At 63.1% G+C, this 23,744-nt stretch carries 22 protein-coding genes; 10 read left to right on the top strand and 12 right to left on the bottom strand.

Annotated elements, in window-relative coordinates; all coding sequences use genetic code 11:
• Positions 1-30 precede the first annotated feature (30 nt).
• Genes NKH35_RS03345 through NKH35_RS03355 form a run of 3 tightly spaced genes read right to left on the bottom strand, consistent with a single transcriptional unit; the run spans position 31 to position 2,816 of the window.
• A complete protein-coding gene (locus tag NKH35_RS03345) occupies positions 31-747 on the bottom strand; it encodes a FadR/GntR family transcriptional regulator (protein WP_023683008.1) in 717 nt (238 codons plus the stop codon).
• Between the two features lie 2 nt (positions 748-749).
• The gene (locus NKH35_RS03350; RefSeq protein WP_023733625.1) at positions 750-1,919 is read right to left on the bottom strand and encodes a mandelate racemase/muconate lactonizing enzyme family protein; all 1,170 of its coding nucleotides are present in this window, start codon (positions 1,917-1,919) and stop codon (positions 750-752) included.
• A 9-nt stretch (positions 1,920-1,928) separates the two neighbouring features.
• On the bottom strand, positions 1,929-2,816 hold the full coding sequence (locus tag NKH35_RS03355; protein ID WP_023669836.1) for a sugar phosphate isomerase/epimerase family protein: 888 nt from the start codon (positions 2,814-2,816) through the stop codon (positions 1,929-1,931).
• Between the two features lie 399 nt (positions 2,817-3,215).
• On the opposite strand from NKH35_RS03355, the gene NKH35_RS03360 reads away from it, so the two are divergent.
• The 3 genes from NKH35_RS03360 to NKH35_RS03370 all read left to right on the top strand — a co-directional run bounded on the left by NKH35_RS03360 (position 3,216) and on the right by NKH35_RS03370 (position 6,452).
• Positions 3,216-4,271, top strand: a complete 1,056-nt coding sequence (locus tag NKH35_RS03360) for a sugar phosphate isomerase/epimerase family protein (RefSeq protein ID WP_023733624.1) — start codon at positions 3,216-3,218, stop codon at positions 4,269-4,271.
• A gap of 18 nt (positions 4,272-4,289) precedes the next feature.
• Complete coding sequence (locus NKH35_RS03365; protein ID WP_023733623.1) at positions 4,290-5,477, top strand: Gfo/Idh/MocA family protein; 1,188 nt, start codon at positions 4,290-4,292, stop codon at positions 5,475-5,477.
• Positions 5,478-5,600: 123 nt separating this feature from the next.
• Positions 5,601-6,452 (top strand): sugar phosphate isomerase/epimerase family protein, encoded by an 852-nt coding sequence (locus NKH35_RS03370; RefSeq protein WP_023733622.1) that lies wholly within the window; start codon positions 5,601-5,603, stop codon positions 6,450-6,452.
• Between the two features lie 288 nt (positions 6,453-6,740).
• Here NKH35_RS03370 and NKH35_RS03375 read toward each other — a convergent pair whose 3' ends face one another.
• From NKH35_RS03375 to NKH35_RS03405, 7 genes are all read right to left on the bottom strand, one after another.
• Positions 6,741-7,757 carry a zinc-binding alcohol dehydrogenase family protein gene (locus NKH35_RS03375; RefSeq protein ID WP_023733621.1) on the bottom strand — a complete coding sequence of 339 codons (1,017 nt, stop codon included), beginning with the start codon at positions 7,755-7,757 and terminating at the stop codon, positions 6,741-6,743.
• 73 nt (positions 7,758-7,830) lie between these two features.
• On the bottom strand, positions 7,831-8,796 hold the full coding sequence (locus NKH35_RS03380) for an ABC transporter permease (RefSeq protein ID WP_023669818.1): 966 nt from the start codon (positions 8,794-8,796) through the stop codon (positions 7,831-7,833).
• A gap of 35 nt (positions 8,797-8,831) precedes the next feature.
• Entirely contained in the window at positions 8,832-10,355 is a 1,524-nt protein-coding gene (locus NKH35_RS03385; RefSeq protein ID WP_023828310.1) for a sugar ABC transporter ATP-binding protein, read from the bottom strand.
• Positions 10,356-10,502: 147 nt separating this feature from the next.
• Positions 10,503-11,495 carry an ABC transporter substrate-binding protein gene (locus NKH35_RS03390; protein WP_352913355.1) on the bottom strand — a complete coding sequence of 331 codons (993 nt, stop codon included), beginning with the start codon at positions 11,493-11,495 and terminating at the stop codon, positions 10,503-10,505.
• A 12-nt stretch (positions 11,496-11,507) separates the two neighbouring features.
• Positions 11,508-11,723: a hypothetical protein gene (locus tag NKH35_RS03395; protein WP_352913357.1), complete on the bottom strand. Its 216-nt coding sequence runs from the start codon at positions 11,721-11,723 to the stop codon at positions 11,508-11,510.
• 73 nt (positions 11,724-11,796) lie between these two features.
• Positions 11,797-12,795, bottom strand: a complete 999-nt coding sequence (locus NKH35_RS03400; protein WP_023686616.1) for an aldo/keto reductase — start codon at positions 12,793-12,795, stop codon at positions 11,797-11,799.
• Between the two features lie 52 nt (positions 12,796-12,847).
• Positions 12,848-14,353 (bottom strand): UxaA family hydrolase, encoded by a 1,506-nt coding sequence (locus tag NKH35_RS03405; RefSeq protein WP_023669813.1) that lies wholly within the window; start codon positions 14,351-14,353, stop codon positions 12,848-12,850.
• A 256-nt stretch (positions 14,354-14,609) separates the two neighbouring features.
• Here NKH35_RS03405 and NKH35_RS03410 point away from each other — a divergent pair, with 256 nt between their 5' ends.
• From NKH35_RS03410 to NKH35_RS03430, 5 genes are all read left to right on the top strand, one after another.
• A complete protein-coding gene (locus NKH35_RS03410; protein ID WP_023735133.1) occupies positions 14,610-15,509 on the top strand; it encodes a GntR family transcriptional regulator in 900 nt (299 codons plus the stop codon).
• 118 nt (positions 15,510-15,627) lie between these two features.
• Entirely contained in the window at positions 15,628-15,984 is a 357-nt protein-coding gene (locus NKH35_RS03415; RefSeq protein ID WP_023735132.1) for a DUF2946 family protein, read from the top strand.
• 104 nt (positions 15,985-16,088) lie between these two features.
• Positions 16,089-16,628 (top strand): copper chaperone PCu(A)C, encoded by a 540-nt coding sequence (locus NKH35_RS03420; protein WP_023700139.1) that lies wholly within the window; start codon positions 16,089-16,091, stop codon positions 16,626-16,628.
• A 39-nt stretch (positions 16,629-16,667) separates the two neighbouring features.
• Positions 16,668-17,186, top strand: a complete 519-nt coding sequence (locus tag NKH35_RS03425) for a YcnI family copper-binding membrane protein (RefSeq protein ID WP_023700138.1) — start codon at positions 16,668-16,670, stop codon at positions 17,184-17,186.
• 53 nt (positions 17,187-17,239) lie between these two features.
• Positions 17,240-18,865: a copper resistance CopC/CopD family protein gene (locus tag NKH35_RS03430; RefSeq protein ID WP_352913360.1), complete on the top strand. Its 1,626-nt coding sequence runs from the start codon at positions 17,240-17,242 to the stop codon at positions 18,863-18,865.
• A 25-nt stretch (positions 18,866-18,890) separates the two neighbouring features.
• Here the strand turns inward: NKH35_RS03430 and NKH35_RS03435 are convergent, their stop codons facing one another.
• Complete coding sequence (locus tag NKH35_RS03435) at positions 18,891-19,328, bottom strand: VOC family protein (protein WP_023700136.1); 438 nt, start codon at positions 19,326-19,328, stop codon at positions 18,891-18,893.
• Between the two features lie 206 nt (positions 19,329-19,534).
• Between NKH35_RS03435 and gnd the strand changes: the two genes are divergently transcribed.
• Complete coding sequence (gnd, locus tag NKH35_RS03440) at positions 19,535-20,962, top strand: NADP-dependent phosphogluconate dehydrogenase (protein ID WP_023726439.1); 1,428 nt, start codon at positions 19,535-19,537, stop codon at positions 20,960-20,962.
• 33 nt (positions 20,963-20,995) lie between these two features.
• On the opposite strand, the gene NKH35_RS03445 is transcribed toward gnd, so the two are convergent.
• On the bottom strand, positions 20,996-22,039 hold the full coding sequence (locus tag NKH35_RS03445) for a LacI family transcriptional regulator (RefSeq protein WP_023726440.1): 1,044 nt from the start codon (positions 22,037-22,039) through the stop codon (positions 20,996-20,998).
• A gap of 392 nt (positions 22,040-22,431) precedes the next feature.
• Between NKH35_RS03445 and NKH35_RS03450 the strand changes: the two genes are divergently transcribed.
• Positions 22,432-23,670 (top strand): ABC transporter substrate-binding protein, encoded by a 1,239-nt coding sequence (locus tag NKH35_RS03450; RefSeq protein ID WP_023683028.1) that lies wholly within the window; start codon positions 22,432-22,434, stop codon positions 23,668-23,670.
• Positions 23,671-23,744: the final 74 nt, after the last annotated feature.

The following is a 23,744-nucleotide window of genomic DNA, read 5'->3' on the forward strand; positions in this document are numbered from 1 at the left end:
AAACCGTTTCACACTTTTCCTGGAATTGCTCTAGGCTTTCTCAAATGCCAGGCTTTGCGCTTGCGCCTCGCGGCCCTCGATGATCCCCTTCCAGTAGCTTTCCGCGCCTTGCAGGTGGGCGCTCATCAGCGCCTGGGCGAGATTGCCGTCGCGACGCAGCAGCGCCTCGTAGATCTGGATATGCTCGGCATGCGAGCGCACTGAGCGCTCGGGATCGTTGAAGTAGATCGGCAGCCGCTGCTCGCCCATCAGGTAATAGACGCTGCAGATATTGTGGAAGACGCCGTTCTTGGTCGCCCGCACGATTTCGAGGTGGAATTCGCGGTCTTCCTTGGCGAGGCCTTCGCCGGCGGCGATGCACTCCTCCGAGGCTTTCAGGATCTCCCGCAGGCGTTCGAAATTCTCTTCGGTGGCACGCGAACAGGCAAGTTCGGCGGCCTTGATCTCGTGGATCTTGCGCAGTTCGACGGTCTCGTAGATCTGCACCGGATCGAGCGGCAGGCCCGCGCGGGCGAAAAGAGCCAAGGCTTCTACACTGGCCTGCCTGGTGTCGACATAGATGCCGGATTTGGCGCGGCGCTCGACGATGCGCATGGCCTCCAGAATGGCCAGCGCCTCGCGGATCTGGCCGCGGCTGACACCGAAATGCTCCGCCAGCTCGCGCTCCGAGGGCGTGCGGCCGCTCTCCTTGTCCGAATGGGCGAACAGATAGGCGGCGAGTTCGGCGAGAAGGTTCTTTTCTTTCATCGTCAACCGCGTTGCGCGTGCGCCTCCAGGAACCGCTCCGAAATGGTGAATCCCAGACCCGGCTTTTCAGGGATCGCTATCATACCGTCCCTTGCTTCGACAGTCTCTTCGATAAGATCGTGGATCATGGGGTTGGCGCCGAGCGAATATTCAACGGTAAAACTGGCAGGCGAGGCCGCACAAACATGCAGGCCGGCGAAAAAGCATGGCGCGCCGGCCCACAGATGCGGGGCAAAGCGCAGATTGAAGGCACTGGCGATGGTGCCGATCTTCATCGCCTCGCTGATACCGCCGCAAAAGGCCGGATCCGGCTGGAAGATGTCGGCGGATTTCAGCACCGCGAGATCGCGGAAGGCGTAGCGCGTCGCTTCGCTTTCGCCGGTGGCGATCGGGATCGAGCCCGAGGCGCGCACCTCGGCCATACCAGCCTTGTCGTCGGCGATAACAGGCTCCTCGAACCAGGCGAGGTCGAGATCGCTGGCCAGGCTGATGAAGCGCTTGGCCTCGGCCACCGTATAGGTGCCGTGCGCGTCGACCATCAACTCGACGTCAGGACCGAGCGCCTGCCGTGCGGCGCGGACGCGGGCGGCGGAAATGTGCGGGGCGCCGTCCATGGCGCCGACGCGCATCTTCAGCGCCTTGAAGCCGCCTTTGGCGATGTAGGATTTGAGCTGCTCGCCGATAGCGTCGGCGGCAGCCCAGCCGCCGGAGGCGTAGGCCGGCATGCGGTCGAGCTTGCGGCCGCCGATGAGCCGCCACACCGGCTGTCCCAACGACTTGCCCAGAATATCCCAGAGCGCGATATCGACGGCGCTGATTGCCGCAATGCTCATGCCGCGCCGCGCCAGTTGCGGCATGGCATGGCCGGCGCGCGCGGCACTGTCATGGCGCACGCCGTTGTAGAGCATCTCCCAGATCATGCCGATGTCGGCGGGGTCGCGGCCGATCAGCTGCTGCCCGACCTCGTGATTCAGCATGTAGACCAGCGCACCATAGCTGCCGGCGCTGCCGGCGGCGTTCTTGCCCTCGCCCCAACCGATCAGCCCGTCGTCAGTCTCAATGCGCAGGATGGCGGCGTCGAACGTCGTCACCTGGCCAAAGTCGCTGCGATGCTGCTTCGCGGCCTCAATCGGCACGCGGACCCACCACGCCTGGACCGTTTTGATGCGCATCCCGATCGGCTACTTGATCAGCGGCAGCAGCGTTTCGGCCGTGATGCGCATCTGGTCGGTGTAGAATTTCTCCGTCAGCACGCTGGAGCCGTGATCCTGGATGAACTTCAGCTGTTCGGGAGAAATGTCGACCGGATTCCGGTCGACCATGTCGGGATAGGGCGCGGCGGGTGTGCGGTCGACGGGCGCGACGAATTCGTTGGTCAGCGCGCCGTCATAGCCGACTTCCTTCAGCGTCTGCACGATCCGTGGCCAATCGATCTGGCCAAGGCCGGCGGCAAAGCGGTTGTTGTCGGCGACGTGGAAGTCGAACAACCGTTTGCCGACCTGACGGATCGCGTCATGGACGTTAAATTCTTCCATATGGATGTGATAGGCGTCGAGGCAGACGCCGCATTCGGGGCTCACCGCATCGGCCAGGGCCAACGCCTGCGCGCCGCGGTTGAACAAATAGGTCTCGAAGCGGTTGAGCGGCTCGACCGCGATCTTGACGCCGACCTTCTTGGCATGGGTGAAGCATTCGCGGGTGGCGTCGACCACCCACTTCCATTCCTCTTCCTCGGTGCCGTCCGGTACCACTTTGCCGACGGTCGCGGGCACCAGCGTTATGATCTCGCCATCAAGTTCGCTGACCATGGTCAGCACGTCCTTGACGTACTGCACCGAGCGTTCGCGCTGGCCCTGGTCCCTGGCGGCAAGGTTGCGTTCGCCCAGCATCAGCGTCACCGACCCCCAGCAGCGGATGCCGTATTCTTTCAGCAGCGCGCGGGTCTCCTTGGTCTTGTATTGCTCGGGCTCGCCGGAAATCTCGATCGACTCGTAGCCGAATTTCTTGATGCGCTTCAGCGTCACCTCCAACGGTTCCGCGCGCATCCAGTTGTGCGTCGAAAGATGCATGGTCTATCCTTCCCAGAATTCGTCTGTGCCAGTTCGCCTGCGACGCGCCCCACAAGGCGCGTCGCGTGTTTCCTCCCCAAGGCGCTCCAGCGTTTTTGCGCAACTGGTTCGACCAATTGGGCCCTAATGGAGGTCTACAGCAATTTTTGTCGCGCGGCAAGAACCGCCGCCATGCGATATCGACATCTGTGTACCGTATTGATTATGCTGGTATATATCGCCAAAAATGGAATGCCCTGGCAGCTTTGCGCGTGAGTCAAATGGCTTGACCCATTTTCAGTATTTGGTAATACCAGAATGCCGATACGAGAATGCACATCACGAGAGACCAAAGAGGCTGGCCCTGCTTTCATCAGACGCTATGCTTGGTCCTTGGAAAAATGAATTGGGAGGATGCCGATGCCGTCGACAATGAAGGGTCCGGGGCTGTTTCTGGCGCAGTTCGCGGGGGATACCGCGCCGTTCAATTCGCTGGCCTCGATCACCAAATGGGCGGCCGGTCTCGGTTACAAGGGCGTGCAGATCCCGACCTGGGATGCACGCCTGTTCGACCTCAAGAAGGCGGCATCTTCCAAGACCTATTGCGACGAGGTGAAAGGCATCTGCGCGGATGCCGGCGTCGAGATCACCGAACTGTCGACGCATCTTCAAGGGCAGCTGGTGGCGGTGCACCCGGCCTATGATGCCCAGTTCGACGGCTTTGCACCGCCTGCGGTGCACAACAACCCCAAGGCCAGGCAGAAATGGGCGGTCGAACAGATGGAGTTCGGCGCCAAGGCCTCGAAGAATCTTGGCCTGAAAACCTCGGTGACGTTTTCCGGCGCTCTGGCCTTCCCGTATCTCTATCCCTGGCCACAGCGGCCGGCCGGGCTGATCGAGGAGGCCTTTGCCGAACTCGGCAAGCGCTGGAAGCCGATCCTCGATGTCTATGACGAGAACGGCGTCGACGTCGGCTATGAGATCCATCCCGGCGAGGACATCTTCGACGGCGCCACCTTCGAAATGTTCCTCGATGCGGTTGGCGGCCACAAGCGCTGCAACATCAACTACGACCCGTCGCATTTCCTTTTGCAGCAGCTCGACTATCTCGAATTCATCGACATCTATCACGAGCGGATCAAGGCCTTCCATGCCAAGGATGCCGAGTTCAATCCGACGGGGCGGCAAGGCGTCTATTCCGGCTACCAGAGCTGGACTAATCGCGCCGGCCGCTTCCGCTCGCTTGGCGACGGGCAGGTCGATTTCGGCGGCATCTTCTCCAAGCTTACCCAGTATGGCTACGATTCCTGGGCGGTGCTCGAGTGGGAGTGTTGCCTCAAGCATCCGGAGGACGGCGCGGCCGAAGGCGCGCCCTTCATCCAGCACCACATTATCCGGGTGACGGAAAAGGCCTTTGATGATTTCGCCGGCGGCACCACCGACAAGAAGATGCTGCGCGCCATGATGGGTATTTGAGACAAGCAGGAGAAAGACATGGTCGGCGCATCGAAGTCGGAAGCGGGAGGCGGCCCGATCCGCTATGGCATGGTCGGCGGCGGCCAAGGCGCCTTCATCGGCGCGGTGCACCGGATCGCGGCGCGCATGGACAATGACTTCGTGCTGGTGGCCGGCGCCCTGTCGGCCAATCCCGAGCGCGCCAAGGCTTCCGCCGCCGAACTCGGTCTCGACCCGGCGCGCAGCTACGCCTCCTATGCCGAGATGGCCAAGGCCGAGGCCACGCGCCCGGACGGCATCGAGGCGGTGGCGATCGTCACCCCCAACAATGTGCACGTGCCGGCGGCCAAAGCGTTTCTCGAGGCCGGCATCCACGTCATCTGCGACAAGCCGCTGGCGACGACTTTGGCCGAGGCCAAGAAGCTCGCGGCCGTGGTTGAAAAGACCGGCAAGGTGTTCGTGCTGACGCACAATTACACTGCCTATCCGATGATCCGGCAGGCGCGCGAGATGGTGGCCAAGGGCCAGCTTGGCGACATCCGCATCGTGCAGTCCGAGTACCCGCAGGACTGGCTGACCGAAGATCTTGCCGCCACCGGCCAGAAGCAGGCGGCGTGGCGCTCTGACCCCAAGCAGGCGGGCGCGGGCGGCGCGCTCGGCGACATCGGCACGCACGCCTACAATCTGGCGCGCTTCGTCTCCGGGCTGGAGCTCGATTCCCTGTCGGCCGATCTCGACGCTTTCGTCCCGGGTAGGCTGCTCGATGACAATGTCAATGTCATGCTGCGCTTCAAGCCGGTCGGCAAGGTGCATCCGGCCAAGGGCATGATTTGGGCGAGCCAGGTGGCGCCGGGCCACGAGAACGGGCTGAAGCTGCGCATCTACGGCTCGAAGGGCGGGCTGGAATGGGTGCAGGCCGATCCGAACTATCTCTGGTACACGCCGTTCGGCCAGCCCAAGCAGTTGCTCACCCGCAACGGCGCCGGCGCGCTGCCGGTTGCGGGACGCGTCAGCCGCGTTCCGTCTGGCCATCCGGAAGGCTATCTCGAAGGCTTCGCCAACATCTACCAGGAGGCGGCGCGGGCGATCCGCGCGGCACGCAAGAAGGGCGGCAAGCCGGGCAAGGACGTGGTGTTCCCGACCATCCAGGACGGCGTCGAAGGTATGGCGTTCATCGAGGCCTGCGTGAAGTCATCGAAGAAGAACGGGACGTGGACGAAACTTTAGGGAGCGCCGGCGCCAAGTCTCTTCTCCCTTCGGGGAGAAGGTGGCCGCGAAGCGGCCGAATGAGGGCGCATGGTGCGAGGTGCGAAAGAAACCAGCGCGCCGTCAAATGGGGAGGGGCTGTCGATGAAAATCGGCATGTGCATGTTTTTGTGGACGACTTCCGTGTCTAAGAAACATGAGGCGTTGCTGCGCGACATCAAGGCGACCGGCTTCGACGGCGTCGAGATACCGATCTTCTCAGGCGCGCCAGAGGACTACAAGAAGCTTGGCGATCTGCTCGACCGCATCGGGTTGGAGCGCACGGCTGTCACGGCGATGGGCGACCCGGCGATGAGTCTGATCTCGCCGGATGCCGCGACCCGCAAGGCCGGCATCGACTACATGAAATGGGCGATCGATTGCGCCCAGGCGCTCGGCGCGAGTACGCTGAGCGGGCCGCTGCATTCGACGCTCGGCGCCTTCTCCGGCAGCGGGCCGACCGCTGCGGAAAAGAAGCGCTCGATCGCGTCGCAGCGCGCCATTGGCGATCATGCCGGCAAGCGGAACGTTACCATCGGGTTGGAGGCGCTCAACCGTTTCGAGTGCTATCTGCTGAACACGATGGCCGATCTGTCCGAGCACGTCGATGCCATCGACCGGCCGCACATCAAGGCGATGTACGACACCTTCCACGCCAATATCGAGGAAGCCGACCCGATCGGCGCCTATACGAAGCACCGCAGGAATGTCGTGCACATCCACATTTCGGAGAACGATCGCGGCGTGCCGGGACGCGGGAACATTCCGTGGAAAGAGACTTTCGCGGCCATCCGCAAGAGCGGCTATGACGACTGGCTGACGATCGAGGCGTTTGGCAGGTCGCTGAAGGATCTGGCGGCGGCGACCAAGGTGTGGCGGGATTTTTCCGAGACGCCGGAGGCAGTTTATCGCGAGGGATACAGGCATATCAGGGATGGGTGGAAGCGGGCGGCTTAGCCGCTCACTTCCCTCATCCACGGGCGCAGCGGACGCGGAGACTCGAGGACCCATGCCGCGACTGTCGCGCGCCGCAGCGGTGCAGGTAGGAGATGCGAATGGACGCCTCTTTTTGCACCGCTGGATTCTAGCGCAGACGTCACCGAATGAATCCTCGGGTCTGCGCCGCGTCGCTTCGCTCCTTGCTCCGCCCATGGATGAGGAAGCGACGGGCCTTTTCGCAAATCGCCGCAGTATGCGATCTGCCTTAACTCGGCACTTTCGCTCTACCAGATTTTTTCGGATGTCTTACCCCACCTCGATCACAGCCTTGATCAACCCCGATTTCTCATGCGCCCAGCGGGCGAGATCGTCCGGCGTGCCGGCCAGCGTGGTGCGGTGGGTGACGAGTTTTGCCAGAGGCACGGCGCCGTTGCGTATCGAGGCGGCGACGTGGTCGAAATCGACTTTCAGCGCGTTGCGGCTGCCGATCAATGTCATTTCGCGCTTGTGGAATTCCGGATCGGAAAAGACGATGTCATCCTTGACGACGCTGACCAGCACGAGCGTGCCGCCATGCGCGACATGGGCGAAGGCCGACTGCACCGAGGCGGTGTTGCCGGTGGCGTCGAAGACGACGTCGAACCCTTCGCCGCCGGTTGCCTCGCGCACCAGTTCGGCTGCCGCTTTTTGTGAACCGTCGAGCGTGGCGAAGCCGAGTTCGCCTTTTGCAAAATCCAGCCGCTCCGTGCTCATGTCGAGCAGGCTGACATCGAGCCCGGCGATGCGGGCAAACAGCGCTGCGCCAAGGCCGATCGGCCCGGCGCCGATGACCAACGTGCGGGCGCCTGGTTCGGCGCGGGCACGCCGCACGGCATGCGCGCCGATGGCGAGGAATTCCACGGCCGCCGCATCGGCCAGCGATAAGCCGTTTGCCGGATAAAGATTCCGTGCCGGCACCAGGATCTGCTCGGCCATGGCGCCGTCGCGATGGACGCCAAGCACTTCGATCCTGACGCAGCAATTCGGCTTGCCGTGCCGGCAGGCGATGCATTTTCCGCAAGCGAGATAGGGATTGATGATGACGGGCTCGCCCACGGCAAGGTCGACATCTTCGCCGGTCTCGACGACGGTGCCCGACACTTCATGGCCCATGATGCGGGGATAGGCAAGGAACGGGTGCTTGCCTTCGAAGATGTGGTAGTCGGTGCCGCAGATGCCGACATGGCTGACGGCGACCAGCGCCCAGCCGGCAGGCGGCGCTCCTGGCGCCGGCCGGTCTTCCAGGACAAGCTCGCCGGGCGAGCGGCAGACAACAGCTTTCATTCGGCAATTCCAGTGTTTCTCAAAAAGGCGCCGGTCCGTTGTTAAGCAGGCCGGCGCAGAAGGTCAGGGAGAATTACTTGCCGCGACGGCGCAGCCCGTCGAAATAGACGATGATTATGATCAGCGCGCCGGTGATGATGCGCTGCCAGAACGAGTTGACGTTGAGCAGATTGGCGCCGTTGTTGATGGTGGCCAGGATGAAGGCGCCGAGCAGTGGGCCATGCACCGAGCCGACGGCGCCGAACAGCGAGGTGCCGCCGATCACCGATGAGGCGATCGCCTGCAACTCCCAACCTTCCGCCTGGGTCGGGTTGCCGATGCCGATGCGCGCCGCCAGCAGCACGCCGACGAAGGCCGCGCATAGGCCCGACAGCGTGTAGGCCATGTAGATGGTGCGCTGGACATTGACGCCCGAGAGGCGCGAGGCCTCGGCATTGGATCCCACAGAGAAGAGATAGCGGCCCCAGCGGCTGTGGTGCAGGAAGATGTAGGCCGGGATACCGACCAGGATCACCATCCAGAACAGATTGGGGATGCCGACAAAGGAACTGCGCGAGAACGCGGTGAAGCTGTCGCTGTTGATGTTGATCGAATTGCCGTTGGTCATCAACAGGCCGATGCCGCGCAACGAGGTCAGCGTCGCCAGCGTGATGATGAAGGGCGGCAGGCCCATCTTGACGATGCCGAAGCCATGGAACAGGCCGATGGCAACGCCGACCAGCAGCGTCACCAGAATGGCGACCCAGATCGGGAAGCCGGCATTGATCATCATGGCGACAATGACGGTGGCGAAGCCGACCACGGCGCCGACCGAGAGGTCGATGCCGCCGGTGATGATGACGAAGGTCTGGCCGACCGCCATGATGGCGATCATCGAGCCCTGCCGCAAAAGATTGGCGATGTTGTTGGAGGACGCGAAGCTCGGCGTCGCCACCGACAGCACGATCCAGAGCAGAACCAGCAACGCCAGAAGCGTCAGCCCGAACAGGACGTTGTAGTTCCGTTTCGGTTTTTCGATCGCGGCGGTTTCGATGCTCATGGTTCCTCCCGTTTCTTCTTGTCTGGACGGCGTTTTCAGCCGATCGCCTGCGTCAGCACGTCTTCATGGCTGGCGGCGCGAAAACCGTGGCTGGCGACCAGTTTGCCGCGCCGGAACACGTGCAGCGTATCGGCGAGCTCGTAAACCTCGGGCAGATAGGACGAGATCAGGATGATGCCGGCGCCCTTGGACAACAGTTCCCCGAACAGGCGGTAGATCTCGGCCTTGGTGCCGACATCGACGCCGACGGTCGGCTCGTCGAAGATGAACAGCTTGGCGCCATGCGCCAGCCATTTGCCGATGACGATCTTCTGCTGGTTGCCGCCGGACAGGCTGGAGGCCAGGGCGCCGCGCGTCGGCGTTTTGATGCGGAGGCCGGCGATCTGGCGATCGGCCTCGGCCTTTTCCTTCGCACCGGAGATCAGCATGTTGCTGGAGATGCGCTTGTAGATCGGCAGGTTGAGGTTGAGGCCGACCGGCAGGTTCAGGCACAGGCCCTGGTCGCGGCGGCTTTCCGGCGCCAGCGCCATGCCGAGCTTGATCGCGTCGTGCTCGGAATTGATGTGGACCGGCTTGCCTTGCCAAAGGACCTGTCCGGCCGACTTCTTGTGGCGGCCATAGAGCGTGGTGACGAACTCGCTCCGCCCGGCGCCGATCAGGCCATAGAGCCCGACGATCTCGCCGGCGCGCACCGTCATCGAGACGTCTTCGAAACCCTTGCCCGACAGGTTTTTCGCTTCAACGATCACGGCACCGGGGGTGAAATGCTCCTTATGGTAGACTTGCTCGATCGAGCGGTTGATCATCATCTTGACCAGCTCGGCGTCATTGGTCTCGGCAATGTTGCGGGTGCCGACCAGCGTGCCGTCGCGCAGCACCGAGACGCGATCGGCGAGTTCGAACACCTCTTCCATGCGATGGCTGATGTAGATGATGGTGACGCCTTCGCCCTTGAGCCTGCGGATCAGCGTGAACAGCTGGTCGGCTTCCTTGCGGGTGAGATAGGCGGTCGGCTCGTCGAAGATCAGGAATTTGGTGCCGCGCACGGTGGCGCGGGCGGCGGCGATCAGCTGCTGCTGGCCGATGGTGAGGTCACCCAGCATGACATGCGCCGGCAGGTCGAAGCCGAGACCGTCGATGATCTTCTGCGCTTCCTTGACCATGGCGCGCTGCTGCAGGATGCCGAAGCGCGAATTCTCCTCGCCGAGGAACATGTTGGCGGCGACGGTGAGATGGCGACAGAGCACGACCTCCTGATGCACGGCGTTGATGCCCAGCGCCATTGCCTCGTGCGGGGTTGCCAGCGCTGCCGGCTTGCCCTCCCAGATGACATCGCCGGAGGTGCGCGGCATGACGCCGGTCAGAAGCTTGATCAAGGTGGATTTGCCGGCGCCGTTCTCGCCGACGATGGCGTGGATCTCACCTGCCTTGAAGGCAAGGTGAACGGGCTTCAGCGCATGCGTGCCGGGATAGCGCTTTTCCAGCCCGTGCAGTTCGAGGATCGTCCTGCCGGGCGCTAGCGTTGGGGCCGGGTGCAGTTCCTGCGCCATGGGCGTCATGACAATCCTCCCAGATTGGCCTTACGATTGGCACGTCGCGATGCAGTCAAGCCGCATCGTCGAGGTGATTCAAGCCGGTGGATATTCAAGCTTGTATCCGGTGTTTCCGGGGCGCGAGGCCCCGGAAAGGATTTTTGGTCGACGGGCTCAGAGCTTCGGGTTGAGCAGGGCGTCGATCTTGGGGTCTTTCATGTTTGCCTTGGTCACCAGGTTGGCGCCTGTGTCGACATTGGCCTCGACCTTCTCGCCCTTCGAGGCGGCGAGCGCGGTCTTGATGCCGTCATAGCCCATCCGGTACGGATCCTGGACGACGAGCGCGGAAATGACGCCGTCATTGAGGAACTTGATCAGCTTCTCGTCGCTGTCGAAGCCGACCAGCGCCAGCTTGCCGCCAAGGTTGTTCTCGGCGACTGCCTGACCGACGCCCTGCGCCATGATCAGGTTGGACGCGAAGATGCCCTTGAGGTTCGGGTTGGCGGTGATCAGGTCGGTGGCGATGTTGAGACCGGTCGTTGCCTGGCCGTCGGCATATTTGTCGGCGACGAGCTTCAGCCCCGGATATTTCGCGGCCAGCTGCTCGGTGAAGCCCTGCTTGCGCTGCTCCAGCGAACCGGCGCCCGGCGCGTTGGTGATCAGCGCGACGTCGCCCTCGATCTTGCCGCCATTGGCTCCGCCGATGGCTGCTGCAAGACCGTCAGCGGCGACGCGACCGCCCTGCACATTGTCGGTGGTCAGGAACGAGGTGAACGCCTTGGAGTCGGCGCCGGAGTCGATGCCGATGACCTTGACCTTGCTGGCCGCTTCATCGATGGGCTTGCCGAGCGCCTTGAATTCGGTCGGCGCGATGACGATCGCGGCCGGGTTGCCGGCGACGGCATTCTCGAGGATCGAAACCTGGCCGTTGACGTCGGTTTCAGCCTGGGCGCCGAGTTCGGGTACGTTGACGCCGAGATCCTTGCCGGCCTTGCGGGCGCCGGCCAGGACGATCTGCCAGTAGAAGGACGTGGTGTCCTTGACGATGATCGGAATGGTCACGTCCGCCGCCGAAGCCGGCGCCGTCTGCAGCGTGCCGGCAAGCATCGAGGCGGCAGCAAGTGCCATCAGTGAGCGGCGGTTGAGAATGCTGGTCACGAATTTCATTAGGAATCCTCCCTAGATCGCCCGGTGAAGGTTGCGGAAGCTCCATTTGGATAGGCGCGGCCCAAAAGGAACTTTATCAATAAAAAACAGTTGCCGCTTTTTGATAGTGCATCGGTCCGGCCGACGCAAGCGGTGTTTCATATCGGCCTGCGCATGGCTCGGCGGGGAAATCTCCCTGCCGATCCTCAGTGCCACGTCCAGACGCTCCCGATCCTCCTTAATCATCATGGAATATTAATTCCACCGTCGAGTCAATATGGAATATTCATTCCTTCTTGAGAGCCGTGATCGTGGCGTTTCGTCAGCCGAGCTCCTGAACGATGGTGTAGGGAGTGTAGCGGGCGAATTCCGCTTGCGGCACCTGGACGTTGAACAGGTCGAGGTTGCGCGTCAGGTTGGCGGGCTTGGCCGTTCCGGTCAGCACGCTGGCCACGACAGGCTCCTGCAGCGGAAACTGCAATGCAGCCGCCGCCAGCGGATATCCGCCCTCATCAGCGATTTTCTCCATCGCCCCAACACGCTCGAGTATGTCCTGCGTCGCCGGCAGATAATCGAAATGCGCGCCGTGCACCGGCCCGGTCGCCAGGATGCCGGAGTTGAAAACGCCGCCGATGATGAGCGAAGTCTGTCGCTCACGACACAGCGGCAGCAACTCGGCTTCAGCCGAGCGGTCGAGCAGCGAATAGCGGCTGGCCAGCAGGATGCAGTCGAGCGGCGCTTCGCACAGCACGTCGAGGCAGATCTGCACCTCGTTGACGCCGAGCCCATAGGCGGAAATCACGCCGGACGTTTTAAGCTCTTCCAGCGCCTTCAAGCCGCCGTCGATCAGCTGGCGAAAGTGCAGCTTCGTCTTCTCGACGCCATGTGTGTAGGTGCCGATGTCGTGCACAAACAGGATGTCTATCCGGTTCAGCCCGAGCCGGGCATAGGAGAACTCGACCGAGCGCATGATGCCGTCATAGGAGTAGTCGTAGTCGAGCGCGAAGGGCAGCGGGTCGACATAGGAATGATCGGGAACCTGGTCTTCCGGCACCGGGCGGAACAACCGTCCGACCTTGGTCGACAGCACATAGGAATCCCGCGGCTTGTAGCGCAGGAAATCGCCGGTCCGCCGTTCCGACAGGCCGAAGCCATAGAAGGGCGCGGTGTCGAAATAGCGCAGGCCGGCATCCCAGGCTGTCTGCAGCGTCTCCATCGCCGCTTCGCGCGGACACGCCCGGTAGAGCCCGCCGATCGCCGCCCCGCCGAAGCTTATCTCGGTTACCTCGAGCGCAGTCGTGCCGATGCGGCGTTTGTCCATCCACAGCCTCCCCTTGTGAGCCGTCTTTGCAGCCCGCTTTTTTCGTCGGTGGTTAGAGCGTCGCGCCGAGGTGCCACGGCACGAACTCGTTGTCGCCGTAGCCGAACGCCTCGCTCTTGGTCTTGCGGCCCGATGCCGTCTCGACGATGAGTTCGAAGAGTTCCCGGCCCATGCCGGCGATGGTCTTCTCACCCGAAGCGATGACGCCGCAATTGACGTCCATGTCCTCTTCCATCTGGTGGTACATGGTCGAGTTGGTGGCGACCTTGATCGACGGCGTGGGCCGGCAGCCGAAGCAGGAGCCGCGGCCGGTGGTGAAGACGATGATGTTGGCGCCGCCCGCCACCTGACCGGTCGCCGAGACCGGGTCGTAACCGGGCGTGTCCATGAACACCAGGCCACTGCCGGTGACCTTTTCGGCATAACCGAAGACGCCGTTGAGCGGAGTCTGGCCGCCTTTGGCCACGGCGCCCAGCGACTTTTCCAGGATGGTGGTCAGACCGCCGCGCTTGTTGCCGGGCGAGGGGTTGTTGTCGATCGAGGCGCCGTGCTTGGCGACATGGTCCTCCCACCATTTGACGAAACCGTCGAGCTTCTTGGCGATCTCCGGCGTTGCCGCGCGATAGGCGAGCAGATGTTCGGCGCCATAGATCTCCGTCGTCTCCGACAGGATGCCGATGCCGCCGACGCCGGCCAGGATGTCGACCGCCGCTCCCAGCGCGGGATTGGCGGTGATGCCCGACATGCCGTCGGAACCGCCGCATTGCAGGCCGACGACGATCTCCGAGACCGGGATCGGCTCGCGCTGATACTGGCCGACTTCCTCGGCGATTTCGGCGAGCACGCCCATCGCCTTTGCGACCGATTTGCGCGAACCGCCGGCGTCCTGGATGTTGAAATGGCGTTTTCCCGCCGCCGCACCCTTCTGGCCGTAAAGGGTGAGCTGGTTGACCTCGCAGCCGAGGCCGACCATCAACGCGCCGCCGAAATTCGGATGGCGGGTGTAACCGGCGAGCGTGCGGTGCAGTACCATCATGCCGTCGCCGGTGCCGCTCATGCCGCAGCCCTGGCCATGGACGATCGGGACGAAGCCGTCGATCCCCGGATATTTCGGCAGCAGCACGCGGTTGGCCTCGTCGGCGATGGCGTGGCAGACGGTGGCCGAGCAATTGACGCTGGCGATGATGCCGATGAAGTTGCGGGTGCCGGCACGGCCATCGGCGCGACGATAGCCCATGAATGTCCGGGCGCGGTCAGCTTCGGTGGCATGCTCCGCTTCGCTCGGCGGCACCACCGGCAGACGGCCGGACTCGAAGACCAGATTGTGCGAATGGACGTGGTCGCCGGGCGCGATGTCCTGGGTGGCGCGGCCGATGGCCTGGGCATACTTGACCACCGCCTCGCCGGCGGCGATAGGCTTGATCGCCACCTTGTGGCCGGGCTCGATCAAGGCCGTGGCGAGGGCGCCGCCGGGCAGAGGGGTGCCGATCTCGATGCGGCCATTGGCGACCGCGACATTGTCGGCGGGGGACAGAAGAATGCTGTTCGAGGCGTTCACGGGCAGTTTCCTGGGTCTGTTCCTGGGGATGCGCGGATTGACACGCGTCTGTTTACATATAATGTCTTTTATCGTGAAAAAACATTTGTGCGTCAATTGTTTTTTCAGGAGGAGACCATGCGTCCGATGGACGCTTGGCTTGTGGGGACGGCGTCTTACACGCAGAGCGTTTTGCTTTGCCGGGTGAGCGCCAGGACATATGTGATATCGCGCTTCAAGCCAGCCACAGCAAGCGCCGGCGCGCAACGGGGCAGGGATGTCGAAGAGCAACAACGTCTACAAGGACGCTTACAACAGGGGTCTGCGGCTGCTCGATGAGACGCAGAGCCTGCCGTCGGAGCCGGAGCTGGGCACTTTGCTTGGCGTCAGCCGTACCACCGTGCGCACCATTCTGGCGCGCATGGAAGAGACCGGGCTGATCGCGTGGAACAAACGCAGCAAGACAGTGCTCAGGACGCCGAAGCCGGATGATTTCTTCCCCGAGGAGGAGACAGACACACTGGCCCAGATCATCGAGCGGTCGTTTATGCGCAGGTTGCTGGCCGGCGGTGCAGAGGCCGGCATGCAGATCAACGAGCTCGAACTGGCGCGCGAGATCGGCGTCGGGACCACCAGCGTGCGCGAGTTCCTGATCCGCTTCTCCCGCTTCGGCCTGATCGAGAAGCGGCGCAACAGCCACTGGGTGCTGAAAGGATTTACCCGTGCCTTTGCGCTCGAACTCACTGAAATCCGCGAGATGTTCGAGATACGCTCGGCGGCGGCCTTTGCCGCCTTGCCCGGGGATAGTCCGGTCTGGGCGGATCTCGACCGGCTGGAAGACGAGCACCGGCTTCTGGCCAGCGAAATCGCCATCCGCTTCAACGAATTCTCGGAGCTAGACGAGCGCTTCCACCGGCTGATCCACCGGGCGTCGCACAACCGCTTCATCGTCGATTTCTACGACGTCATCGCCATGATCTTTCACTACCACTACCAGTGGAACAAGGCGCAGGAGCGCGAGCGCAACGAAGTCGCGGTGAGCGAGCATCTCGCCTACATCGCGGCGCTGAAATCGCGCGATCTCGGCAAGGTCGACGCCGCCTGCCGCAAGCATCTGAAGTCGGCACGCCACACGCTGTTGACGTCGATCCCGGAAATCGGTCGGATTGCTTCTTAACGCGCCGCGTTGCCGCAGCGATGATTTGGCGATTTTCCGGCCGCGTGACGCATGCTAGGTATCCGCCGTTGCTGCGTGAAGAGGCAGATCCTTGAACTTCGGGCGTAAGAGATGGAGCATGATGGCCGCGTTTGTCGCGACCTGTGTGCTGCTGCTCCAGTCGACGCTCGGCGTGTTTGCCTTCGGCATTGCGCCGGATGCCTCGCAACTCGACGCTTTCGGCAATGTCATCTGCAGCCATGAGGGAGCGGTCAAGCTTCCCGGCGGCGATCCGCACCAGCAGCATATGCCGGCGTGCTGCATGCTCGGCTGCAGCATGGCCTCCGTCGCCTATGCGCCGCCGGCAGGCGTCGGCCTGGCGCCGGTCAGCCAGTCCTTGGAAACAGTCGCTTTTGCCCCGCCGGCAGTCAGGTATCCCGTCGTCACGCGCGAGCGCTCTCCGGCCAATCCGCGCGCGCCGCCGCTTGCGGGCTGAAAACCGCCGCTCGCTTTGCGTAACCTGCGCAGGCGATAATCATCCAATGACAAACACGTTCGCAGCCCGACAACGGCGCGACCTCATATTCATGGAGCCTACCCATGTCCCGTTTTCGTCATGCCGGCGCGTTGCACCGCAGCACCCGTTTATTCAGCACTATCGAGCAGCGTCTCGGCAGCGCCCTGTTCGCCTTTGCACTGTTGTTCGTCGGCTCCCATTCCGTCCTTGCGCATGAATTCAAGGCCGGTGACATCGAGATCGAGCATCCCTGGTCGCGCGCCACGCCGGCCGGCGCCAAGGTTGCCGGCGGCTATTTCACCATCGTCAACAAGGGCAGCGCGCCAGACCGGCTGCTATCGATTTCCTCCGACATTTCGGGCAAGGCCGAACTGCATGAAATGGGGGTGAAGGATGGCGTCATGACCATGCGCCCGGTCAGTGGTGGCCTGGATATCCCGGCGGGCGGCAAGGTCACGCTGGGTCCCGGCGCCTATCACGTGATGTTCATGGATCTGAAGCAGCCCCCTAAAGAAGGCCAGATGTTTGCCGCTACGCTGACTTTCGAGAGGGCCGGAACCGTGACCGTCGAGTTTGCCGTGCAAGCCATAGGCAGCGCGCCACCCCTGGAAGACAACGACTGACCAATTATTACCAATCAATTTTTTCGAGAGGGACCCATCATGAACAAGCATCATTTGCCGGCCGCTGCATTCCTCGTCCTGGGGACAAGTGCCGCCTTCGCCCATATCACGCTCGAAACACAGGAGGTTGCGGTCGGTTCGACCTACAAGGCCGTGCTGCGCGTGCCGCATGGCTGCGAAGGCAAGGCGACGATTGCCGTGCGCGTGCAGATCCCGGAAGGGGTGATCGGGGTGAAGCCGATGCCCAAGCCCGGCTGGACGCTGCAGGTCAAGAAAGGCAAGTACGAGAAATCCTACCAGCTCTATGGCGAAGCGGTGACCTCGGGCGTCAAGGAAGTCGACTGGAGCGGCGGCAGCCTGCCGGATGAATTTTATGACGAGTTCGTCTTCCGCGGCACGTTGGCCGCCGATCTGCCGGCCGGGCAAAAACTCTATTTTCCGGTGGTGCAGGAATGCGATGGCGCCACCACGCGTTGGATAGAGATTCCGGCGGCTGGTCAGGATGAGGATGCGCTGGAAGATCCGGCGCCCGGCCTCAACCTGCTGCCGAAGAAATGATGCATTGGCGGCGCGCTGCTTCGAAGCGGCGCGCCACTGTTTTGGTGGATGGCATGAACGTGGCCTGTTTTCAGCGGATAGAACGGACAGCCGGCAGGTGCTTCGGCCTGCTGGCCGCGATCCTGCTGCTTGCCGTCCTTGCCACGCCAAACCAGGCCTTTGCCCATGCGGCGCTGATCAAGGCCGAGCCTGCCGACGGCGCGGTTCTGGAGCGAGCGCCGACGCAATTTTCGCTGACCTTCAGCGAGCCTGTGTCGCCGCTGGTGCTGACCTTGGTGCGGCCCGACGGTACGCCTGTCGCTTTGACCTCGTTTCGGTTGAGCGACCAAACGGTTGAGATCGACAATCCACAAAAGCTCGGGCCGGGCACCCATGTCTTGAGCTGGCGGGTGATTTCCGCTGATGGCCATCCGGTCGGCGGCTCGGTGCTGTTTTCCGTTGGCGCGCCAAGTGCGGCGCCGGCGGTGGGGGAAGCTGTCGATATAGATTTGCGGTCAGCGATCTGGACCGGCAAGGTTCTTCTCTACATCGGGCTTTTCCTCGGCATTGGCGGCGCCTTCGCGCTGACATGGCTGGCGCAAGGCCAGCGCTCAGGCCAGCGCTTCGTCATTGCCGCCATCCTGTGCGGGCTGGTCGCAGCACCCCTGTCGCTCGGGTTCCAGGGGCTGGACGCGCTGGGCGCGCCACTCGCCCGGCTGGCGCAACCGGTGGTCTGGCGGACGGCGCTTGGCACCAGCTTCGGCTGGACGGTGCTGATTTCGCTGGCGGCGCTCGGGCTTGGCCTGCTGTCGTTGGTCGGATCGCGTGCTGGCGCCAGGCCGTTGGCGCTCGCCGGGCTGGCCGGTGTGGGTGCAGCCCTTGCCGCCAGCGGCCATGCCAGTGCAGCCGAACCGCAATGGCTGACGCGGCCTATGGTGTTCCTGCATGGCGCCGGCATCGCTTTCTGGGCTGGAGCATTGCTGCCGCTCGGCCTGGCGTTGAGCAGCCAATCGGTGGAAACCGGGGCGTTCCTGCGGCGGTTTTCGCGCGCGATCATGCCCGTGGTGGTAGTGCTTGCCGCCGCCGGTGTGGTGCTCGCCATCATCCAGGTGCAGACACCGGCGGCACTGGTCAACACCGCCTATGGCCGGCTGCTGCTGATCAAGCTGGCGCTGCTGGTGTTTCTGTTCACGCTGGCGGCGGTCAATCGATGGCGGCTCACCGCCTTGGCCGAGGCCGGAGCGACGGAAGTGCGGCGACGGCTTAGCCGCTCGATCTCAGTCGAAATGCTGATCGTGCTCCTGATCTTCGGCGTTGCCGCCGGCTGGCGCTTCACGCCGCCGCCACGGGCCCTGGCAATCGCCGCGGCACAACCGACGTCGACCCATATCCACACTATGAAGGCGATGGCCGACATCGACATCACGCCCGGCCATACCGGGGAGGTCACCGCCTCCATCGTCATCATGGATGGCGATTTCGGCCCGCTCGACGCCAAGGAAGTGACGCTGGTGCTGTCCACGCCCGATTCGGGGATCGAGCCGATCAAGCGTCCGGCGACCAAGCCAGGCGACGGCACCTGGCGGGTCGATAATCTCGTCATTCCGATTCCAGGCCGCTGGACGGCGCGGCTCGATGTTCTGGTTTCGGATTTCGAAGTGATAAAGATCGAAGCGCCGATCGATATCCGCGCCGAGTGATATTCAGCCCGCCCGCGAAGGACGCTCAGCCGAGTTCCTGGGCTAACCCGATGAGATGCCCTTCCGGCCCGCGGATGTAGCAGAGCCGATACACGTCCTCGTAACGGACGACTTCACCGACCAGCTGCGCGCCACGCTTGCGGAGCCTTTCAAGCGTGTCGTCGATGTCGTCCACGGTAAACATGACGCGCAGGTAGCCCAAGGCATTGACCGGGGCGTTGCGGTGATCGGCAACGACAGGCGGCGTGAGGAAGCGGGAGAGCTCGAGCCGGCCATGACCGTCCGGTGTGCGCATCATGGCAATCTCGACGTGCTGATCGCCGAGCCCGGTGACACGTCCGGCCCACTCGCCTTCGATCGTCGCCCGCCCTTCCAGTTCGAGGCCGAGCTCGCGAAAGAAAGCAACTGTCTCGTCGAGGTCCTCGACGACGATTCCGACATTGTCCATCCGTTTGACTGCCATATGTCCAACCTATCGCCATATGTTCGATCGGCAAGGCGTCGCCTGGTCACCAACTGACCCTTCCTGACTCGGTCTGACACAACGCAGACGCAACACAATTCGGCGAGGCGGTTGACGTGGCGCGAAAGGCCCGTCAATCATCTCGCCGAAAAGTGGGCATCCCGAAAAACGCGGCCTCAACAAAATCCGAAAGCAGGGAAGAAACGATGGAAAAAGCCGAAATAGGCCTGATCGGCCTTGGCACAATGGGCTCCAACCTCGCGCTCAACATTGCCGAGCACGGGCACCGCATCGCCGTCTTCAACCGCACCAAGGCGCGCACCGATGCCTTCCTCGAAGGCGCCGGTTCGCTCAGGGACATGGTGGTGCCCTGCTACAGCCTGGAGGAACTGGCAGCTGCGATCAAGCCGCCACGCCCGGTCATCATCATGGTGCTGGCCGGCAAGCCGGTCGACGAACAGATCGAAGCGCTGCGCGGCGTGTTGTCTGACAACGATATCGTCATCGATGCCGGCAACGCCAATTTCCGCGATACGATGCGGCGCTTTTCGGAACTGTCGGGCTCAGGTCTCACCTTCATCGGCATGGGCGTATCCGGCGGCGAGGAAGGCGCGCGCCATGGACCGTCGATCATGGTCGGCGGCACCGAAGACTCCTGGAAGCGCGTCGAACGCGTGCTGACCGCGATCTCGGCCAAGTTCAAGGATGAACCGTGCGCTGCCTGGCTTGGCACAGACGGCGCCGGGCATTTCGTGAAAACCATCCACAACGGCATCGAATATGCCGACATGCAGATGATCGCCGAGATCTACGGCATCCTGCGTGACGGTCTCGGCATGGGGCCGAAGGAGATCGGCAAGGTCTTCGAGGACTGGAACAAGGGCCGGCTCGATTCGTATCTGATCGAGATCACCGCCAAGGTGCTGGCCGCCGACGATGCAAAGACCGGCAAGCCGGTGGTCGACATCATCCTCGACCGTGCCGGCCAGAAGGGCACCGGCAAATGGTCTGTCATCGAGGCGCAGCAGCTCGGCATTCCGGCGACGGCCATCGAGGCGGCGGTGGCGGCCCGCGTGCTGTCCTCGATCAAGGATGAGCGGCAGGCGGCCGAAAAAGCCTATGGCAATATCGGCGTCACCAAGATCTCCGGCGACAAGGCGGCACTTCTGAAAGACATGGAGCTGGCGCTGCTCGCCGGCAAGATCGCCGCCTATGCACAAGGTTTCGCGGTGATGAGCGCCGCCTCGAAGGAGTTCAACTGGAACTTGCCGATGCCGACCATCGCCAAGATCTGGCGTGCCGGCTGTATTATCCGCTCGCAGATGCTCGACACCATGGCGGAAGCCTTCGGCTCGGGCGGCGCGTCCACCAACCTTTTGATGGCGCCGGCTTTCACCACCATGATGCAGGAGGCGCATCCGTCGCTCCGGCGCATCGTCGCAAGAGCGTCGGAGGCCGGTTCGCCCGTGCCGGCGCTGGCGTCGGCGCTTGCCTATTTCGACAGCTACCGCCAGGGCCGCGGCACCTCGAACCTGATCCAGGCGCAGCGCGATTTCTTCGGCGCGCATGGTTTCGAGCGCATCGGCGAGCAGGGGGCTTTCCATGGCCCATGGGGCAGCGGCGCTGCCGGCTAGGGTCAGGTGAGGCGGCCTCTCAGGTCGTGCCAGTCAGCCCTGATACGCGACGACGTCGCCTGGCTTGACCACAGTCTGCAAAGAGCCAGGTGCCGCGCCGCCTATCCAGCCCAGCACGGCGCGGGCAAGCTCGGTGCCGGCGAGGCGGAAGTCTTCGTTGACGATCAGCAACTCCCGGCGGAACAGATGCAGCAGTTCCGACGATTGCTTGGACACGACATCGACGTCGCGGCCGAGTTTCAGGCCGGCATCCTCGATGCCGGCGACGATGGCCAGCGTTGCTGCGGCGGCGCTGCTGACGAAACCGTCCGGCCTGACGTCGCGGCGCATCAACTGCGCGGTCCGCGTCCTGATCTGATCGATCGACTGGTCGATCGAAACAGCGTTGAACGGCACTTCGCTGGCGTCGACCTCGCTCAGTGCGTCGGCAAAGCCATTGACCGTGTGGTCGTAATAGGTGAGCCCGACCGGCGGCGCTACCAGCGCCAGCCGGCGCCGGCCGACGCTGGCCAGATGGCGCACCGCTTCGGCGGCGAAGGCGTAATTGTCGAAGTCGTGATAGGGGTGGACAAGCCCCATATCGGTGCGGCCATGTGTGGCAAAGGGTATGCCACGCTCCAGCATGTAGCGGGCGCGCGGATCGTTGGGCTGCGTGCGTGAGATGATGACGCCATCGGCCGAGCCGGACTCGACCAGATACTTTACCGGGTCCAGCGGATCCTGCGAGCGCGAGTAGGGCGTGACGATCAGGTGATAGGGTGTGTCGGCAATGACCTCCGAGACGCCGTAGATGATGTCCGAGACAAAGCTCATGATCTCGCGCTCGGTATTGAGCACGAGGCTGATAACATTGGTCTTGCCAGTCCGCAGGCGCACGCCGGCGCGGTTCGGCCGGTAGCCGATCTGCCTGGCGACGAGTTGAACCCGCCGCCTGGTCTCGGCGCCGATCTCGGGTGCATCCTTGAGCGCGCGCGAGACGGTGGTGACGCCGAGCCCGGTCATGAAGGCAAGCGTTTTCAGCGTCGGCCGCTCATGCGCCGACGCCTCGTCGTCCTTCTCCGTATGGTCCCTGTCCATTCGTCCCGCCCCGTCAGGCGCATAGCAGCCGCCGGACCAGCCGACAATCGCTTCGATGACGATGTGGCACGGTTCTTCGCCGTCAGGCCTCAATATACTGAAACGTTACAGATTTCCAATATCGCAGCGCGTGGGTCTCTCAAGCCATGGTTTTGGCAGGGTTTTGGCGGCCAGAAACGTTGCGCGACAATCAGGTTCGAGACGGTTTTCTTGCGCTGCAGCATGATTTTGCAGCGCAGCACCCGGTTTTGCGCGGAGTTTGCCGGTTTGCACGCAACGAATTTGTTCGCGCCTCGAAAAAACATTCGAGCGCGTTTATCTCAGGGGTTGCACGCACCGCATAATTGCCGTATCGAAAATCTGTAACGTTTCAGATTCTGGGAGGAACCGAAATGCGCTATAGACTTTTGACCGCTGCCCTTGCCGCGACGGCCGCGCTTCAGCTTGCCGGCCCGGCGGCCGCCACCGACCTGGAAGTCACCCATTGGTGGACGTCGGGCGGCGAGGCGGCGGCGGTTGCGGAATTCGCCAAGGCCTTTGACGCGACCGGCAATCACTGGGTCGACGGCGCCATTGCCGGATCCGGCGGCACGGCACGGCCGATCATGATCAGCCGCATCACCGGCGGCGATCCGATGGGCGCCACCCAGTTCAATCACGGCCGGCAGGCCGAAGAACTGGTGCAGGCCGGCCTGATGCGCGACCTCACCGATGTCGCCACCAAGGGCAAGTGGACGGAAATCGTGCGGCCGAAGAGCCTGCTCGACAGTTGCACCATAGACGGCAAGATCTACTGCGTGCCGGTCAATATCCACTCCTGGCAGTGGTTGTGGCTGTCGAACGAAGCCTTCGAGAAGGCCGGCGTGCCGCTGCCGAAGGACTGGAATGAATTCGTGGCGGCAGCGCCCGCCCTGGAAAAGGCGGGCATCATCCCGCTCGCTGTCGGCGGACAAGCCTGGCAATCTTCCGGCGCCTTCGATGTGCTGCTGGCGGCGGTCGGCGGCACCGATGCATTCCTCAAGGTCTACAAGGACAAGGACGCCAAGTTCGCCGCTGGGCCCGAGATCGCCAAGGTCTTCAAGGCCGCCGACGATGCCCGCAAGATGGCGAAGAACACCAATGTGCAGGACTGGAACCAGGCGACCAATCTGGTCATCACCGGCAAGGCCGGCGGCCAGATCATGGGTGACTGGGCGCAAGGCGAGTTCCAGGTTGCCGGCAAGGTCGCCGGCAAGGACTATGCCTGCCTGCCGGGCCTCGGTCTGAACGAAGTTATCGCCACCGGCGGCGACGCCTTCTATTTCCCGCTGCTCAAGGATGCCGACAAGTCCAAGGCGCAGGAGGTGTTGGCAGAGACGCTGCTCGACCCTAAGACTCAGGTCGCCTTCAATCTCAAGAAGGGCTCGCTGCCGGTGCGCGGTGACGTCGATCTCAATGCGGCGAACGACTGCATGAAGAAGGGTCTGGCCATCCTCGCCAAGGGCGCCGTCATCCCGTGGACGGACCAACTGCTTTCGCAGGATACCCAGAAGCAGAAGGAAGATCTCTTCGCCGAATTCTTCGCCAAGCCGGACCTGACCATCGAAGACGCGCAGAAGCGCTTCGCCGACCTCATCGCTTCGGCAGACTGACGTTGGAGGCAATACACCTCGCTCCCGGCCTTGCGAAAGCAGGGCCGGGATCGCACCGCCCTTACCCAGCCGGC

It is taken from the genome of Mesorhizobium sp. M1143 (assembly GCF_040318435.1).
Classification (GTDB): Bacteria; Pseudomonadota; Alphaproteobacteria; order Rhizobiales; family Rhizobiaceae; genus Mesorhizobium.

What these genes read in the sequence shown, in the direction of transcription:
- NKH35_RS03400 (WP_023686616.1), bottom strand. Translation starts at nt 12,795, where the DNA reads ATGGACAAACGCCGCATCGGCACGACTGCGCTCGAGGTAACCGAGATA.
- NKH35_RS03350 (WP_023733625.1), bottom strand. Translation starts at nt 1,919, where the DNA reads ATGCGCATCAAAACGGTCCAGGCGTGGTGGGTCCGCGTGCCGATTGAG.
- NKH35_RS03420 (WP_023700139.1), top strand. Translation starts at nt 16,089, where the DNA reads ATGTCCCGTTTTCGTCATGCCGGCGCGTTGCACCGCAGCACCCGTTTA.
- NKH35_RS03365 (WP_023733623.1), top strand. Translation starts at nt 4,290, where the DNA reads ATGGTCGGCGCATCGAAGTCGGAAGCGGGAGGCGGCCCGATCCGCTAT.
- NKH35_RS03410 (WP_023735133.1), top strand. Translation starts at nt 14,610, where the DNA reads ATGTCGAAGAGCAACAACGTCTACAAGGACGCTTACAACAGGGGTCTG.
- NKH35_RS03450 (WP_023683028.1), top strand. Translation starts at nt 22,432, where the DNA reads ATGCGCTATAGACTTTTGACCGCTGCCCTTGCCGCGACGGCCGCGCTT.
- NKH35_RS03425 (WP_023700138.1), top strand. Translation starts at nt 16,668, where the DNA reads ATGAACAAGCATCATTTGCCGGCCGCTGCATTCCTCGTCCTGGGGACA.
- NKH35_RS03395 (WP_352913357.1), bottom strand. Translation starts at nt 11,723, where the DNA reads ATGATGATTAAGGAGGATCGGGAGCGTCTGGACGTGGCACTGAGGATC.
- NKH35_RS03355 (WP_023669836.1), bottom strand. Translation starts at nt 2,816, where the DNA reads ATGCATCTTTCGACGCACAACTGGATGCGCGCGGAACCGTTGGAGGTG.
- NKH35_RS03390 (WP_352913355.1), bottom strand. Translation starts at nt 11,495, where the DNA reads ATGAAATTCGTGACCAGCATTCTCAACCGCCGCTCACTGATGGCACTT.
- NKH35_RS03345 (WP_023683008.1), bottom strand. Translation starts at nt 747, where the DNA reads ATGAAAGAAAAGAACCTTCTCGCCGAACTCGCCGCCTATCTGTTCGCC.
- NKH35_RS03415 (WP_023735132.1), top strand. Translation starts at nt 15,628, where the DNA reads ATGATGGCCGCGTTTGTCGCGACCTGTGTGCTGCTGCTCCAGTCGACG.
- NKH35_RS03385 (WP_023828310.1), bottom strand. Translation starts at nt 10,355, where the DNA reads ATGACGCCCATGGCGCAGGAACTGCACCCGGCCCCAACGCTAGCGCCC.
- NKH35_RS03375 (WP_023733621.1), bottom strand. Translation starts at nt 7,757, where the DNA reads ATGAAAGCTGTTGTCTGCCGCTCGCCCGGCGAGCTTGTCCTGGAAGAC.
- NKH35_RS03380 (WP_023669818.1), bottom strand. Translation starts at nt 8,796, where the DNA reads ATGAGCATCGAAACCGCCGCGATCGAAAAACCGAAACGGAACTACAAC.
- gnd (WP_023726439.1), top strand. Translation starts at nt 19,535, where the DNA reads ATGGAAAAAGCCGAAATAGGCCTGATCGGCCTTGGCACAATGGGCTCC.
- NKH35_RS03435 (WP_023700136.1), bottom strand. Translation starts at nt 19,328, where the DNA reads ATGGCAGTCAAACGGATGGACAATGTCGGAATCGTCGTCGAGGACCTC.
- NKH35_RS03445 (WP_023726440.1), bottom strand. Translation starts at nt 22,039, where the DNA reads ATGGACAGGGACCATACGGAGAAGGACGACGAGGCGTCGGCGCATGAG.
- NKH35_RS03430 (WP_352913360.1), top strand. Translation starts at nt 17,240, where the DNA reads ATGAACGTGGCCTGTTTTCAGCGGATAGAACGGACAGCCGGCAGGTGC.
- NKH35_RS03360 (WP_023733624.1), top strand. Translation starts at nt 3,216, where the DNA reads ATGCCGTCGACAATGAAGGGTCCGGGGCTGTTTCTGGCGCAGTTCGCG.
- NKH35_RS03370 (WP_023733622.1), top strand. Translation starts at nt 5,601, where the DNA reads ATGAAAATCGGCATGTGCATGTTTTTGTGGACGACTTCCGTGTCTAAG.